This is a genomic window from Chitinophaga sp. W2I13 (assembly GCF_050434005.1).
Lineage (GTDB): Bacteria > Bacteroidota > Bacteroidia > Chitinophagales > Chitinophagaceae > Chitinophaga.
Map to the genome: position 1 here is coordinate 54,231 of NZ_JBNPWD010000001.1, position 16,390 is coordinate 70,620.

Below are 16,390 nucleotides of genomic sequence, written 5' to 3' on the forward strand. Positions count from 1 at the left end.
TTGGCAAAAAAGTACTCAATAATCTCCAAAGATTATAACCCTCAAAGCGTGAAATTATCCAGCCAGCGAAAAAAATATCGCCCTGTGGTGTTTTTTACTTTTTTTTAAATAATGTTTGCTAATTTCTTGACAATCGTTTTACCTTAACCTACTTTTGTAGTAAAGTGAACGCAAAACCCCATAACAAACCGCAAAATATCATTTATCATATACCGGCTATGCCGGATTTTAGCTGATTAACTTTTTATGGACCTGAGTGCCATAACGTGGAATTTTAGCAATAAAGGTCGAATTCTTTCGACCTTTCTTTTTTTATATCCGTTTTATGTTATATTGCCGGGCAATTCTATTAATTGTCAGACCAACAATTTTTCAACCAGGTAAGGCGTGTGTACATGCGGAAGCGGGTCTTAATATTCATCTTGTTATTCCTCCATACTTCGGTAATGCGGGGACAAACTCTGCCCTATCAATTCAACCGGATTGATATCAACCAGGGGCTGTCCAACAACCAGGTTAACTGCGTTTTCAGGGATAGTATGGGTTTCATGTGGATTGGTACCGTATCTGGACTGAACCGGTTCGACGGGTATCACTTCACCGTATACCAGCATGATCTGCGCGACACCACTTCTGTTTCCGACAATAACATCAATAAAATCATGGCCGGCCCGGGGCAGCAGCTCTGGATCCGGACCCGCTCGGGGATGAATATCTATGATCCTGTAACGACCCGTTTTAACCGGCGCCCCGAAAACATTCTGCGTCAATGGGGCTTTTCCGGAAACGTGGTTACCGATATTGTGAAAGACCCGTCCGGCGGATATTGGTTCCTGCATCCTTCAGCAGGCATTTTCCTGGTAGATAACGGCAACAGGGCGCAACAGTTTACACATACCAGTGATGGTGGCAGCATTGGCACCAACAGCGTATCGGCACTGCTACCCGGCGAAGCAGGTCATTACTGGCTGCTGCATAGCAATGGCCTGCTGGAAAGGATGGACGCCCGCAGCCACCGCATCGGCTACCGCAACAACACGCTCGTCAGGCCAGATATTGCCGGCGCCACCTGGTCGATGGTGGCGGATGCCGATGGCGACCTGTGGTTGTTCAGCACCAATGAAGACAACGGCGTTTACTTTTTCGATATCCGCTCCCAACAGTTCCGGCATATTGATCAGAATACCCCCGGCCTGGCGCTGAACAACAACATTGTAAGAGGCGTGGTTGCGGACAATAACGGGTTAATATGGATAGGTACCGATCATGGCGGCATTAATATCATTAATAAGAAAGCACAAAGCATCCGTTATATTGAGAATATCAACGAAGATGAACGCAGCCTGAGCCAGAACAGTATTAATGCTCTTTATAAAGATAATACCGGCATTATATGGATCGGGACCTTCAAAAAAGGATTGAATTACTACCATGAGAACATGGTAAAATTCCCGCTCTATCAATACCAGGCGTATAGCCGTAACAGTTTGCCCTATAACGATGTAAACAGGTTTGTGGAAGACGCGGCCGGCAATTTATGGATAGGCACCAATGGCGGCGGCCTGATTTACTTTGATCGCAGCCGCAACACATTTACCCAATACCGGCACGAAGCCGGTAACAACAACAGCATCGCCGGCAATGTAATTGTAAGCCTCTGCATAGATCACAACAAACAACTATGGGTAGGCACCTACTTTGGGGGCCTGGACCGGTTCGACGGCAGCCGGTTTATCCATTATAAACATGACCCGGCAGACAGCACCAGCGTGAGCGATAACAGCATCTGGGAAATACTGGAAGACAGCCGCCACCAGCTGTGGATCGGCACCCTCGGTGCGGGACTTAACCGGATGGACCCTGCCACCGGCCGGTTCCAGCGTTTCCCGCAGGTAAAATCCAAGTATGTTTCCGCCCTGCTGGAAGACCGCCAGGGAAACCTCTGGATAGGCACTTCCGATGGTATCGATGTGCTGCACCTGGCCACCGGCGTTTTCAAACATTACAACAACGTTCCCGGTGTAAACGGCAGCCTGAGTCATAATAACGTAGTATGCATTTTCCAGGACAGCCAGCAACGCGTATGGATAGGCACCCGCGAAGGACTGAACCTGTTCAGTCCAAAAAACAATAACTTCCGCACCCTTCGCAAAGAAGACGGTCTGCCGGACAATTCTGTCCTGAATATCCTTGAAGCCAACGATCACAGCTTGTGGATGAGTACTCCCAATGGTTTGTCTAATATGAAGATCGGGCCGGACGCCTTTACCTTTAAAAATTATGACGAATCCGACGGCCTGCAGGGAAAAGACTTCAACGAAAACGCCGCGTTGAAAACCAGTCGCGGGGAACTGATCTTTGGCGGCGGCAACGGGTTTAACCTGTTTTATCCCAACGCCATTGCCCTGAACAACAATATTCCGCCGGTAGTGCTCACGGATCTGCAGATATTTAACAAAAGTATACTGCCGGGCGAAAAGATCAACGGGCGGGTATTGCTGAAAGCGGCTATCCCGGAAACACAAAGCATTACCCTGAAACCCGGTGAAAACGTGTTTTCCATTGAATTTGCCTCTCTGAATTATTTCCACCCGGAGAAAAACAGGTATGCCTATATGCTGGAAGGATTTAATAAAGACTGGCTCTATACCGACGGTATGGAAAGGAAAGCCACCTTTACCAACCTGGACCCTGGGGATTATACCTTCCGGGTAAAGGCTTCCAATAACGACGGCGTATGGAATGAAAAAGGGATTACGCTGAAAATAAAAGTACTACCCCCCTTCTGGAAAACCTGGCCTGCCTTCCTGGGTTATGTGTTGCTGATACTGGGCGCCCTGTTACTGGCCCGCCGCATCATACTGGAACGGGAAAGACTGAAGTTCAGGATGGAGCAGCAAACACAGGAAGCCGCGCGCATGCATGAGCTGGATGCACTGAAAATCCGTTTCTTTACCAACGTAAGCCATGAGTTCAGAACACCGCTCAGCTTAATCATCACCCCGCTGGAAAAGATTATCCGGCAAACATCTGAAAGTACCTTAAAAGTGCAGCTGGAACTGATGCAGCGGAATGCACGACGTTTACTCAACCTGGTGAACCAGTTACTCGACTTCCGTAAAATGGAAGTCCAGGAAATAAAACTCCATACCGCGGAAGGCGATATCATCGGTTTTGTAAAAGACCTCACCTCGTCATTTTCAGACTTGTCTGATAAAAAGCATATCCAGCTTAACTTTCAGAGCAATGTACAGGAGCTGAAGATGTTGTACGACGCAGATAAAATAGAGAAGATCATCTTTAACCTGCTTTCCAATGCCTTTAAGTTTACGCCTGAAAATGGCAGTATATCCGTTCACGTTAGCTACCAGGAAACAACCGCGCAATTGGAAATTGCGGTAAAAGATAATGGTATTGGCATTCCACCGGAGAAGCAGGAGTATATCTTTGAAAGGTTCTTTCAACATGAAGTACCGGCATCTATGGTAAACCAGGGCAGCGGGATCGGGCTATCCATCACTAAAGAGTTTGTGAAATTGCATGGTGGCAGCATTACGGTAGACAGCGCCCCTGAAATGGGCAGCTGCTTCACTGTATACCTGCCGGTTAAAACGGCTGCTGTTGCTGTTCCCGGCGCTGTACAGGAAACAATTCGTACTACCACCGCCGTTACACCGGCCGCTACCGTGAACAGTAACTCTAAAAAACCGGTGGTTTTACTGGTAGAGGATAACGAGGATTTCCGTTTTTACCTGAAAGATAACCTTACCCAGTACTTCCAGATCATAGAAGCCGAAAACGGGCTTGCAGCCTGGAAACTGCTGCAGCAAACACTCCCGCACCTGATTGTAAGCGATATTTCGATGCCGGAAATGGATGGATTGGAATTGTGTAAAAAGGTGCGCGCACAACAACGCACGGCACACTTACCCATTGTATTGCTTACGGCCAGGGCCGAAGAAGCCCAGCAACTGGAAGCGCTGGAAACCGGGGCATCCGATTACATCACTAAGCCTTTTAACTTCGAGGTGCTGCTTTCGCGGATCAAAAACATTATCTCCCAGCAATCATCTCTCAGAAAAACATTCCAGCAATATATAGAAGCCAACCCGGGGGAAATAGCTATTTCATCTGCCGATGAACAATTTATCCAGCAGGCTTTACAAATTGTAGAGAAGAATATCTCCAATCCCGACTTCTCGGTGGAAGAACTGAGCAGGGCGCTTTTCATGAGCCGGGTATCTGTGTATAAAAAGATCCTGGCCCTTACCGGCCGGTCGCCCATTGAATTTATCCGGGGCATCCGCTTAAAGCGGGCCGCCCAGCTGCTCGAAAAAAGCCAGCTTACTGTAGCCGAAGTAGCTTATGAAGTAGGATTCAACAACCCAAAATACTTTACAAAGTATTTCAAGATGGAATACAATGTACTCCCCTCCGTTTATGGGAAGAAGAAATAATACCACTACTACAATCCTACATCATTCGCCTAAACAACAAATTTGCCCTATTAAATAACGAAATGCGCCCCCTGCCTACGGGATGCAATGGATAATTTTGTGGACTGACTATTAAACCTGACTATGTTCAAGCAAAACTTTAAACGAAGCAACCGCCTGTATCTGCTGATTGAAATCCTGCTGTACTGCGTGATCACCGGTTTGCTCATTGGCCTCTTCTTCTTATAACAGCCTTAAAACCAGCCTGTTCCTTCTCCATACGTTAACATTTAATGCCCTAACCGGAATCAATTAATTACCTCGCTGCTACAAACGGTTAACATAATCGCCCTACATCTAAAACATACCCATCCCCTCTGATTCCGGAGCTCCCTTTACATTTGTTTTTACACGTTTTGAAGTAACACGTTTTGAAAAATAGCTCGCGGATACCACATCCGTAATTGTAACAACCACGTTCAACCGACGAAAAAAATCCATTCAAATATGCACATAAAGAGGGCGATACCGATCGTACTTATGACGTTCCTCACTTCCTGGTGTTATGCCGGGCAGGTGGAAAAACTGTCTGATGGCCTGTTGATTCATTTAAAAAATCCTGCCCCGAATGGCGCCCGGCAGGTGAAGCTGCAAGTGGTTTCCGATAAGGTGATCCACGTAACCGCTACCCCCGACGACCATTTCACCGGCTCTCCCAGTCTCATGGCGGTAGATGCACAGGGTAATAGTATTAAATGGGATTCGGAAGAACGAAATGAAACCGTGACTTTAAAAACAGCCAGCATCACCGCCACAGTGGCGCTGAATACAGGAGAAGTAGTATTCCGCGATAAAGCCGGCAACATTATATTACAGGAACAACCCGGTGGCGGTAAAAGCTTTACCCCGGTTACCATTGGCAACAAATCATTATACCGGATCCAGCAGGTGTTTGAATCGCCCGCCAATGAAGCGTTCTATGGACTGGGGCAACACCAGACCGGTTTAATGAACTACAAAAACCAGGACGTAGATCTCACACAGTATAACTCCGTAGCAGCCGTACCTTTTGTAGTATCTAACCGTAACTATGGCATTTTATGGGATAATTATTCCGTTACCCGTTTTGGCGACAACCGTCCTTATAAACAAATGTCCGAATTACACTTAACGTCGGCCGACGGTAAACCCGGATTCAGTGCAACCTATGGCGACCGGTATAATAATACGGTGTATGTAAAAGCGGTGGAAGATAAAATTGACTATGAGTTCCTGGATCGCCTGTCGTCGCTGCCTGCAGCTTTTCCAATGGTAAAAGGAAAAGTAACCTGGGAAGGCACCGTGAATGCAGATGAAACCGGCGAGTATAAATTCTTCATGACCACCTCCGGTTACACCAAAGTATGGATCAATGGTCAGCTGAAACTGGACCGGTGGCGGGAAAGCTGGAACCCCGGCGCTTCCGTTTTCCGGCATCTGCTTCAGAAGGGACAACCCACTACCGTAAAAGTAGAATGGATCCCGGAAACAACCCAGTCCTTTATCTCTCTTAAATTCCTCCCTCCCACTCCCGTTGAAGGTGCGGATAAAATGCAACTGACTTCAGAAGCAGGTGAAAAAATTGACTACTACTTCATGTATGGTCAGCATATGGATGAAGTGATCAGCGGCTACCGGCAGGTAACCGGCAAAGCCACCATGATCCCGCGCTGGGCGCTGGGCTTCTGGCAAAGCCGGGAACGGTATAAAACACAGGACGAGATTGAAAATACCGTAGCAGAGTTCCGCAAAAGGAAAATCCCGCTGGACAATATCGTGCTGGACTGGAGCTACTGGAAACAGGATGAATGGGGCAGCCAGCAGTTTGATCCTGCCCGTTTTCCCGATCCTGTGGGCATGATCAGCCGCCTGCACAAACAATACCATACCAATTTCATGATCTCCGTATGGCCGAAGTTTTATGAAGGGATCGACAACTATAAACTTTTCGACAGCAAAGGCTGGTTATACAAACAGAATATTAAAAATAAGCAACGCGACTGGATAGGTAACGGTTATGTATCTACGTTTTATGATGCCTTTAACCCCGAAGCGCGTAAACTGTTCTGGAGCCTGTTGCAGAAGAATCTGCTCACCAAGGGGGTGGATGCATGGTGGCTTGATGCCACAGAGCCGGATATCCTGTCCAATGCCTCTATTGAAGAACGCAAAAAGCTGATGGATCCTACCGCATTGGGATCAGCCACCCAATACTTCAACACCTATGCACTGGTAAATGCGCAAGGTATTTATGAAGGGCAACGTGCGGCCAAGCCGGGTCAACGTGTATTTATCCTTACCCGCTCCGCCTATGCAGGGTTGCAACGCTATGCTGCTGCCACCTGGAGTGGGGATATCGCCGCCACCTTTGAAGAGTTCAAAAGACAAATCCCCGGCGGACTAAACTTCAGCCTTTCCGGTTTACCTTACTGGACTACAGATATCGGCGGTTTCTTTGTGGAAGATAAATACGATCAGCCCAACCCACAGGGTCCTGCACTGGAAGAATGGAGAGAACTCAATACCAGGTGGTTCCAATATGGCGCTTTCTGTCCGCTGTTCCGTTCACACGGCCAATATCCTTACCGCGAAATGTTCAACATCGCGCCCGACAGCAGTATAGCGTACCAGTCGATGTTATACTACGACCAGCTGCGTTACCGCCTGCTGCCTTACATCTACTCCGTAGCTGGCAATACTTACCACCACAACTATACGATGATGCGTGGCCTGGTGATGGACTACGGCCAGGATACAGCAGTGCTGAATATCCGCGACCAGTATATGTTTGGTCCTTCACTGCTGGTAAACCCTGTAACCGAGTACCATGCCCGCAGCCGGGAACTGTACCTGCCTGCAGGCAACGGCTGGTATGATTTCTACACAGGAAAATATGAAACAGGTGGTCAGCATATTACCGCAGCAGCGCCTTTGCAGCGGATGCCTTTGTATGTAAAAGAAGGCGCTATCCTGCCGGTAGGCCCTGCACTGCAATACACCAATGAGCGCAAGGCAGATACCATACACCTGTATGTGTATACCGGGAAAGACGGGGAATTTACTTTGTATGAAGATGAAAATAATAACTATCAATATGAGAAAGGCGTTTTCAGCAACATTTCCTTTAAATGGAATGAAGCAGCGCAAACACTGACGATAGGACAACGGGAAGGCCGTTTTCCGGGTATGCTGCAGCAAAGGCACTTCCTGGTAACGTTTGTAGGTAAACAAACCGCCGCAGGACCGGATATCAGCAATAAGACAGGTAAAATGATAACATATAATGGAATAGCAAAAACGGTCCGGGCCATCTGACCTGGACCACTTCTTCTAAAAACATTTAAACATTATTCAACCTCCTTTGCCTAAATAAAACACGTTAAACATGAAAATCTGGTACACAATCAGCTATTATTTTCCGCGGCAAACCGTTCTAAAGACGTTTGCTGTATGCAGTTTGGCTACAGCAGCGCCTCCGGCACTGCATGCAGCCGCCAATAACGGGAAGGCATATACGCAACCTGTAAAACAAGCAATCACGGGCAAGGTAACCGACACCAAAGATGGTGCCCCCCTGCCCGGCGTTAATATCATTGTAAAAGGAACCAACAGGGGCACCGTAACAAATGTAAACGGCACTTTCACCCTGCAGGCAGATGCGGGAGAAATACTCGTAGTGTCGCTGGTAGGCTATAACAAACTGGAAGTACCCGTTCAAACGGGCAGCCCGATGACGATACGCCTGGAATCGGCGGCTACAGGACTGGATGAACTGGTGGTAGTAGGTTATGGCGTGCAAAAGAAAAAAGTGGTGACCGGCGCTACTGTGCATTTAAATAATGATGACCTGATAAAAAACCACGCCATCAGCGTGGAGCAATCTTTACAGGGACAGGCCCCCGGTGTGCAGGTAACTTCCAACTCCGGTCAACCCGGTGACGCGCTGAAATTCACCATCCGTGGTATCGGCACCAATGGCGATTCCCGCCCGCTTTTCATCATTGACGGTTTTCCGGCGGATGATATCAGCTTCCTCAATCCAAATGACATTGCCAGCGTAGATGTGCTGAAAGATGCCGCCTCCACTGCCATTTATGGAACCCGCGCGGCGAATGGTATCGTAATGATCACCACCAAAAAAGGCCGCGCCGGTAAAATGAATGTCAGCTTCGACGCCTCCTACGGATTGCAGAATCCTGCCCGCAAGCTGGACCTCCTCAATGCGCAGCAGTACGCCAACATTATGAATGAGGCATCCATCAACTCCGGCTCTGTGCCTATCTATACACCAGACTCCATTGCGAAACTGGGTACAGGCCCCGACTGGCAGAAAGCAGCTACCAATAAAAATGCACCCATACAAAATTATAGCCTGAGTCTTTCCGGCGGTAATGAAAAGTCCGTTTTCTCTTCGTCCTTTTCCTTCCAGGGACAGCAAGGCGTGATGGGGCTTCCCGGCAGGTCTAATTTTGAAAGAACTTCTTTCAGGATCAATTCAGAACACAAACTGTACAAAGACCTGATCAAAACAGGAGAAAACCTCACGTTTGCGCATACACGCCAGCGGGGTATCGGTACAGGTAATATCTACAATAACTCTATCCGTGGTTTATTAAACGCCACTCCCATTTACCCGGTGTATAATGCGGATGGCAGCTATGGCAAATCGCCTTATGCGGATGAACCCAATCCGATCGGTTCCATTGATTATACACAAAATAATCAAACCATTACCGACAGGATCATCGGTAACATCTATGCGGAAGCTATCCTGGCTAAAGGATTGACCTTCCGTACAGATTTTGGCGCGGATATCTCTTATAACTACAACAATGCTTTTATTCCCGTATATAACCTGGGAACCAATAACAGCAACGAACATTCTTTTGCCAGTCAGGGTATGTACCGCAACCTTACCTGGAACTGGGATAACACCCTCACCTACCAACTCACTGCCGGCAAACATAACCTGAACGTAATGGTGGGTACTACCGCCAAAAAATACGAAGGCTATAATGTAAGCGGCAGTAAAACAGACCTGATCATCGCCGACTTTGATCACGCTATTATTGATAACGGCAGGAATGATTCCACCCGTAAAGTATTCGGCACAAGAAGCATGAATGCACTGCAATCTTACTTTGGCAGGGTGTTTTACAGCTACGACGATAAGTACCTGCTTACCGCCACGCTTCGCCGGGATGGTTCCACGAAGTTTGGCTCCAACAACCGCTATGGCTACTTCCCCGCTTTCTCTGCAGGATGGATCGTTACCAACGAATCGTTCCTCAAAAACAGCAGCTGGATTAACTTCCTGAAGATCCGCGGCGGATGGGGACAAAATGGTAGTGACAGGATTGATGACTTCAGGTACCTGGCCACCATCAACTCCACCTACCGCGATTATTATTTCAACGGACAAAAAGCGATCGGCGCGTCTCCTGATAAAATACCCAATCCTGATTTGCATTGGGAAGCATCCGAACAAATTGATCTCGGATTTGACGCAACATTGTTCAAAGACGTAACCGTTACATTCGACTGGTATCAGAAAAATACCCGCGACTGGCTGGTAACCGCTCCTATCCCCGATTTGGTGGGTACCGGCGCACCTACCATCAACGGCGGTAATATTCAGAACAAGGGTATTGAACTTGGTATTAATTATAACCACACATTTGGAGAAGTAAACATTGGTATCGGCGGCAACATTGCTTTCAATAAAAATACCGTGATAGATATTCCAAACCAGGAAGGTGTATTGCATCCTTCTTGCAACGGCGTACTGTCGTCCAACATGGATGAATACTTCCGTGCACAGAACGGAATGCCTATCGGCTATTTCTATGGCCTGAAAACAGCCGGTATCTTCCAGAACCAGGCAGAAATTGATGGTTACACCAGCAAAAGCGGCCAGAAAATACAGCCAGGCGCACAACCCGGCGATGCCCGTTTCGTAGATCTGAACGGCGACGGCGTCATCAATGGTGATGATAAAACAAAGGTGGGTGATCCCAATCCTACACAAACGTATGGTATCTCTCTGTCGGCAGGCTGGAGAGGATTTGACCTGAGTGTATTGCTCAGCGGTGTGGGTGGCAATGACATTGTGGATGGTACCAGGGCTTACGACCGTTTTTATAACAACTATACCACGGCTGTTTTCGACCGCTGGCATGGTGAAGGAACGTCCAACAGCACGCCCCGTGTAACACTGGGTAATGAGGCCAACCAGAACTACACCCGTTTCTCTGACCTGTATGTACACAATGGCGCTTTCATGCGTGTAAAGAGCATCAACTTTGGATACGATCTTAAGAAAACTTTACTGAAACGTTTACCGGTTCAGCAGCTCCGGTTGTATGTATCCGGATTGAATGTATTTACGTTTACCCATTACCGTGGGTTAGATCCTGAAGTAGGTTATGGAATCGACAGCTGGTCGTCTGGTACTGACCTCGGTTATTTTCCACAGCCAAGAACTGTTTTATTCGGTCTTAATGTTAAATTTTAAACTCCGGCAATCATGAAGAAAATAATAGCAGCTATCATCATAACGGGGTTAATGAGTTCCTGTTCCAAAAGTTTCCTGGAAACATTGCCCATCAATACCATTACAGAGGAAGATTTTTATAAAACACCGGGAGATGCTTACCAGGGACTGGTTTCCGCGTACAGTGTGTTAAACTGGGATGGTTACGGCAATATTGCGCTGACGTCAGAAATTGCATCCGACGATTGCTTTGGCGGCGGTGGCGCTTCCGACAACGGATGGAACCAGTGGGACAAGAGCATTAAAATGAATGATCTCAACAGCGCTGCCTGGAAGAAATACTACACTGGTATTTACCGCGCCAATAAACTGATCCAGAAAATTGAAACGGTAGACTTTAAAGGAGATGATGCTACAAAAAACCGTTACATAGGTGAAGCTCATTTTCTGCGGGCTTACTTTTACTTCGACCTGGTGCGGATGTTTGGTCATGTGCCATTGATCACAGCGCCACTGGAACCTGGTAATTACAGCATCCCGCAGGCCAATCCGGACAGTGTATACATGCTGATTGCCAATGATCTGAAAGTAGCCGCAGCGAATATTCCGGCTACGCCTTTTGCCAGCATCCCTTCGGGCGAATATGGCAGGGTTACCAAATGGGCTGCTGAAGCCTTGCTGGGCAGGGTATTCCTGTATTATACCGGCTACTACAGCAAACCTGATATTGCCGGCGTATTTTCACAGGCAGATGCTATTGCCGCCATTGAAGATGTGATCAACAACAGCGGGTACAGTCTTGTTCCAAAATACCGGAACCTGTTCCGTGCTTCCGCTGAAAGCACCACTGACTATGCCGGGCAGAATAACGCAGAAGGCGTGTTTACCATTCAATATACTTACCTCGGTATGGGCGACCAGAACCAGCAGAACGGAAACCGTATGCAGGTGATGATCGGCATCCGCTCGCAGGTGCTGGGACCTTACTACAAAGGATGGGGCGGTGCTACTGTGAATGAAGCGCTCTTTCATTCCTATGCTCCGGGCGACAGCAGGCAAACAGCTTCCATTATTTCTATTGCCGGAGAAGGATTTGCAGATAGTTATAAGCTGGATGACCAGGCGCAATACACCGGCTTCTTCATAAAAAAATATACGCCGCTGAAAGATAAAAATGCAGATGACCTGGGTGGTAGTTTCCAGTGGGACAATTTCGATAACTATATGGTGATCCGTTTTGCAGATGTGTTGCTGATGGGGGCAGAGTTAAATCTCACGGCGAATGCAGGCAAGGCACAGGGTTATATCGACCGGGTGCGCGACCGTGCATTTGGTGATCAAACGCATCGCATTACACTGAGCAGTAAAGCACAGATCATGCAGGAACGCAAGCTGGAACTGGCTTTGGAAGGGCACCGCTACTGGGACCTGCTGAGGCAGGGAATGCCTGCAGCTAAACAGGCAATAGACAATGCTTCTTCCCAGGCGGCTTTCAACGTAAGCTTCCGTCCGGAAACAAATGGTTTGTTTTCTATTCCTGAAACACAGATCAATTTATCAAACGGTACGCTCAAACAAAACACCGGCTGGTGATATTGTCCACTTTAAAAACTACAAAAATGAAACGTCTGCATATATATTTTCTCGGATTAATTACTGCATTGTTTTATGCGTGCAGTCCTTACGAAGACAGGATCACCCCGGCAGATCCTGCCGGTATTAAACTGGATTTTTCTGTCACACAAAACCCGGATTACGATAACCAGGTAACGCTGGAAAGCAAAACGAAAGATGTGATTCCATTCTGGGACTATGGTTTTGGTACTACCAAAGAAGCGAAGGCGGTAGTGATCCTGCCTTTTGCGGGCGACTTTTTTGTTAAATACTCGGCTTATGGCACAGGTGGTCCTAAAACAAATTCTGTAAAAGTTACCGTGAGTGCAAACGATCCGAAGTTCTTCGCCAGCAAGCTGTATAATTTACTCACCAATAGCGCCGACGGTAAAACCTGGGTATGGGCCATCGATGTTCCGGGTGGTTATTGTTTTGGTAATGGTCCTGGTGATACCGAAAGGCCGGCATGGTGGACTGTAGGAAAAGCAGGGCTGCAAACCCAGGGTGTGCTGGATGATGAGATGACATTTGATCTCAATAAGAACGCAAATTTTTCCATCACGCATAAAGGTGTTACCACTAAAGGGTCGTTTACGCTGGATACTTTAGCGCAGAAGATCAAGATCAATGGCGCTGATATCAGTTGGGGAAACAACGTGGCCTACAATATTATTAAGCTGAACGCTAATGAAATGACGCTGGTACAGCAAGGCGATGGCTGGCGTAATATCTGGATGTTCAAGCGCAAAGGTTTTGTATTTTAAAAATCCACATTATGGCCCCCGGCGGGAATTTCCCTGCCGGGCTTTTTTTAACAATTATTTTATGGAGATGATAAAAGCGTATCACATATATCACAAATAATTAAAATACTCAGTATTAATCAATGCTGTTTTGGTTGTTACCTGTTGCCGGTGCTTTTCAGCTCCGGCTATTTTTTTGGGTATATACTACTTTTCTGCGGATCACTTAATTCGTATTTGGTGATTCTTTTTACTATCTTTCAAGACACAACGCCTCTATGTCATGGAAATAAAAGTTCTGACCGCGCCGGGGCTGGGTAGCTCCGGAAAATTACACTGGCAAACATTATGGGAACAATCTATACCCGGAACAAAGCGGATTGAGCAAACAGATTGGAATGCGCCGGTTTGTGCCAATTGGGTAGCGCAGATAGAGAAGGCCGTAGCAGAGGCCGGGCCGCAGGTAGTCATCGCTGCGCACAGCCTGGCTTGTATTGCACTGGCACACTGGGCGGGGCAAACAAACAGGAAGATCCGGGGCGCATTGCTGGTGGCGCCGGCAGATGCAGAACGACCGGGATTCCCTGCTGAGGCAACCGGCTTCTCTCCTGTTCCATTGGTGAAGTTGCCGTTTGAAACTATTATTGTGGCCAGCACCAATGATCCATTCTGTTCCCTGGAAAGAGCTGCATTTTTTGCCCGTCACTGGGGAAGCCGCTTTGTAAATGCAGGCGCCAAAGGACATATTAACAGCGAATCCGGGCTGGGAGAATGGCCCGAAGGACAGAACCAGCTGAAGGAACTGGTACAGAACTGGCCAACCCTTTAATGTTGTTACCGCCGGTATTACGCTATTCGCTGCCGCAACGCTTAACCTGTAATTTCACTTTTCATTCCACTTTTCCACCTTTTTTTTGAGATCTGAATAGGATATGTTGTTGCCGGAAGTCTTAACTAAATCGATTTTTTTAAATAGATAATTAACATAAAGATAAACACGGCAGCGCCGCCGGCTAACAGGATTATACCACCTTTGCCCGCTGAATCTTTAAAACTACCTTTTATTATACAATGAAAAAAGCACTGTTCATTTTATCCGGTGTAATGATGGTTACCGGGGCATCCGCACAAATAAAGCAGTATACAATGGCGCAGGCGCACTCTCATAATGATTATGAGCGGGCCACTCCTTTTTACGCAGCGGCTTCCCTGCAGTTTGGTTCTATTGAAGCAGATATACACCTGAAGGACGGTATTTTATACGTGGCACATAATGCCAGCGCCATAGAACCGTTCCGCACCTTTAAGGAAATGTACCTGCAGCCTGTGCTCCGGCAGTTTTCTCTTTACAACGGTAAACCCTATGCCGGCAATGCCCCCATGCAGCTGCTGATAGACCTGAAAACAGCAGGCACGCCTACCTTACAGGCATTACAGGAACTGCTCCTTCCCTACCGCAAGTATTTTGATCGCAACACAAACCCTGCTGCCGTAAAACTGGTGATATCCGGCAACCTGCCGCCGATGACAGAATGGGACAAATATGATCCTATCTTCTTTTTTGACGGCCGGCCAGATAGCGTATATCCGGCAGCGTTACAGCCACGCATTGCCATGCTGAGCGTGGATTTTCACGCTTACAGCACCTGGAACGGCAAAGGGACACTGGTACCGGCGGAAATGCAGAAAGTAACCGCCGTCATCAATAAAGCGCATCAGCAGGGATATGCCTTCCGCTTCTGGGGCGCGCCCTCCACCCGGTCCACCTATTACAAACTAATGGACCTCGGCGCCGACTGGATCGGAACAGACCACCCGGAGGAATTGTATGATGTAATGCACAACACAACCCGTACCACCGCTTCCAATATGCCGGTACATGAAGTGTATATCCCTTCCTTTGCATCTGATGCCACACAGGTGCGGTCTAAAAACGTGATCCTGCTGATTGGCGATGGCACCGGCCTGGCGGAAATGTTTTCCGGCTATACTGCCAATAAAGGCGCACTGAACATATTCCAGATGAGGCAACTCGGCTTATCCAAAACCCAATCGACCGACAACTACCACACCGACTCCGCTGCTGGTGGCTCCGCCATGGGCGCCGGCACTAAAACACATAACCGCGCTATCGGGCTCGACAATACCTACGTATCTATACCCCTGATCCCTGAAATACTGGCGCCTAAAGGCATTCAGAGTGGTGTTATCGTCACCGAAGAAATTACCGGCGCCACGCCTGCTTCTTTCTATGGTCATACCGCGGACCGGGATAGCACCTATACGCTGGAAAAACAACTGCTTAGCAGCAAACTGCAACTGGCCGTTGGCGGCGGAAGGGAAGAACTGGAAAAAAACTTCGGCCGGCAGCTGGCATCCTCCGGCATCCGCATCTACGACAACCTGGATAACTGGGACGCCACTACGAAAAACCGTACGCTCGTGATTCTGAGCAGTAAAGTAGTTACCTCTATGCGCAACGGGCGGGGCAACTACCTGAAAACTGCACTGAAAAAGGCCTTACAGCAACTGAATGCTTCCGGCAAAGGATTTTTCCTGATGGTAGAAGGTTCCCGGATAGATCAAGGCGGGCACCTCAACGACCTGGACTACCTGGTCCGTGAAATGCTCGACTTCGATGAAGCAGTAGGAGAAGCCCTCCGCTTTGCTGACCAGGACAAGCAAACCACCGTAATTGTTACCGCTGACCATGAAACCGGCGGCCTCGCCCTGATGGATGGCGATATCGCCAAAGGCTCCTTACGCGGTCATTTTGCCACCAACGACCACACCGGTATCCCGGTAATGGTATTCGCCTACGGACCCAACTCCAACCTGTTCCGCGGCGTTTACGAAAACAACGAGATCTTTCACAAGATGCTCAGATGCTTCGGTAAATAATGCAGCGGAGGAGCGCCTTCGGCGCTTTTAAATTGTCTTGGAGCAGGATTACGCTGATTAACCGTGATTACGCTGATTTTGATTCTGTTTTGATTTTATTTTTTTGATTTTATAAAGGATTAGAGAAGATATAAGCGAATATATCCGCTTATATCTTCTCTAAT

Annotated in this window: 7 protein-coding genes; all 7 read left to right on the forward strand. The window is 47.8% G+C overall.

Annotated elements, in window-relative coordinates:
• Positions 1-446: 446 nt before the first annotated feature.
• The 7 genes from QFZ48_RS00210 (at position 447) to QFZ48_RS00240 (ending at position 16,226) form a co-directional block, all read left to right on the forward strand.
• The gene (locus QFZ48_RS00210; protein ID WP_429046613.1) at positions 447-4,457 is read left to right on the forward strand and encodes a two-component regulator propeller domain-containing protein; all 4,011 of its coding nucleotides are present in this window, start codon (positions 447-449) and stop codon (positions 4,455-4,457) included.
• 486 nt (positions 4,458-4,943) lie between these two features.
• Positions 4,944-7,790 carry a TIM-barrel domain-containing protein gene (locus tag QFZ48_RS00215; protein WP_429060565.1) on the forward strand — a complete coding sequence of 949 codons (2,847 nt, stop codon included), beginning with the start codon at positions 4,944-4,946 and terminating at the stop codon, positions 7,788-7,790.
• 70 nt (positions 7,791-7,860) lie between these two features.
• The gene (locus QFZ48_RS00220; RefSeq protein ID WP_429060567.1) at positions 7,861-10,989 is read left to right on the forward strand and encodes a SusC/RagA family TonB-linked outer membrane protein; all 3,129 of its coding nucleotides are present in this window, start codon (positions 7,861-7,863) and stop codon (positions 10,987-10,989) included.
• A gap of 12 nt (positions 10,990-11,001) precedes the next feature.
• Positions 11,002-12,561, forward strand: a complete 1,560-nt coding sequence (locus QFZ48_RS00225; protein ID WP_370911300.1) for a RagB/SusD family nutrient uptake outer membrane protein — start codon at positions 11,002-11,004, stop codon at positions 12,559-12,561.
• 26 nt (positions 12,562-12,587) lie between these two features.
• Positions 12,588-13,346, forward strand: a complete 759-nt coding sequence (locus QFZ48_RS00230) for a hypothetical protein (protein ID WP_429060569.1) — start codon at positions 12,588-12,590, stop codon at positions 13,344-13,346.
• 262 nt (positions 13,347-13,608) lie between these two features.
• On the forward strand, positions 13,609-14,154 hold the full coding sequence (locus QFZ48_RS00235) for an RBBP9/YdeN family alpha/beta hydrolase (RefSeq protein ID WP_429060571.1): 546 nt from the start codon (positions 13,609-13,611) through the stop codon (positions 14,152-14,154).
• A 242-nt stretch (positions 14,155-14,396) separates the two neighbouring features.
• Positions 14,397-16,226 (forward strand): alkaline phosphatase, encoded by a 1,830-nt coding sequence (locus tag QFZ48_RS00240; protein WP_429060573.1) that lies wholly within the window; start codon positions 14,397-14,399, stop codon positions 16,224-16,226.
• The last annotated feature ends 164 nt before the right edge of the window (positions 16,227-16,390 follow it).

Excerpts from the sequence above, each read along its gene's own strand:
- QFZ48_RS00220 (WP_429060567.1), top strand. The coding sequence starts at position 7,861 with ATGAAAATCTGGTACACAATCAGCTATTATTTTCCGCGGCAAACCGTT.
- QFZ48_RS00210 (WP_429046613.1), top strand. The coding sequence starts at position 447 with ATGCGGGGACAAACTCTGCCCTATCAATTCAACCGGATTGATATCAAC.
- QFZ48_RS00225 (WP_370911300.1), top strand. The coding sequence starts at position 11,002 with ATGAAGAAAATAATAGCAGCTATCATCATAACGGGGTTAATGAGTTCC.
- QFZ48_RS00230 (WP_429060569.1), top strand. The coding sequence starts at position 12,588 with ATGAAACGTCTGCATATATATTTTCTCGGATTAATTACTGCATTGTTT.
- QFZ48_RS00215 (WP_429060565.1), top strand. The coding sequence starts at position 4,944 with ATGCACATAAAGAGGGCGATACCGATCGTACTTATGACGTTCCTCACT.
- QFZ48_RS00235 (WP_429060571.1), top strand. The coding sequence starts at position 13,609 with ATGGAAATAAAAGTTCTGACCGCGCCGGGGCTGGGTAGCTCCGGAAAA.
- QFZ48_RS00240 (WP_429060573.1), top strand. The coding sequence starts at position 14,397 with ATGAAAAAAGCACTGTTCATTTTATCCGGTGTAATGATGGTTACCGGG.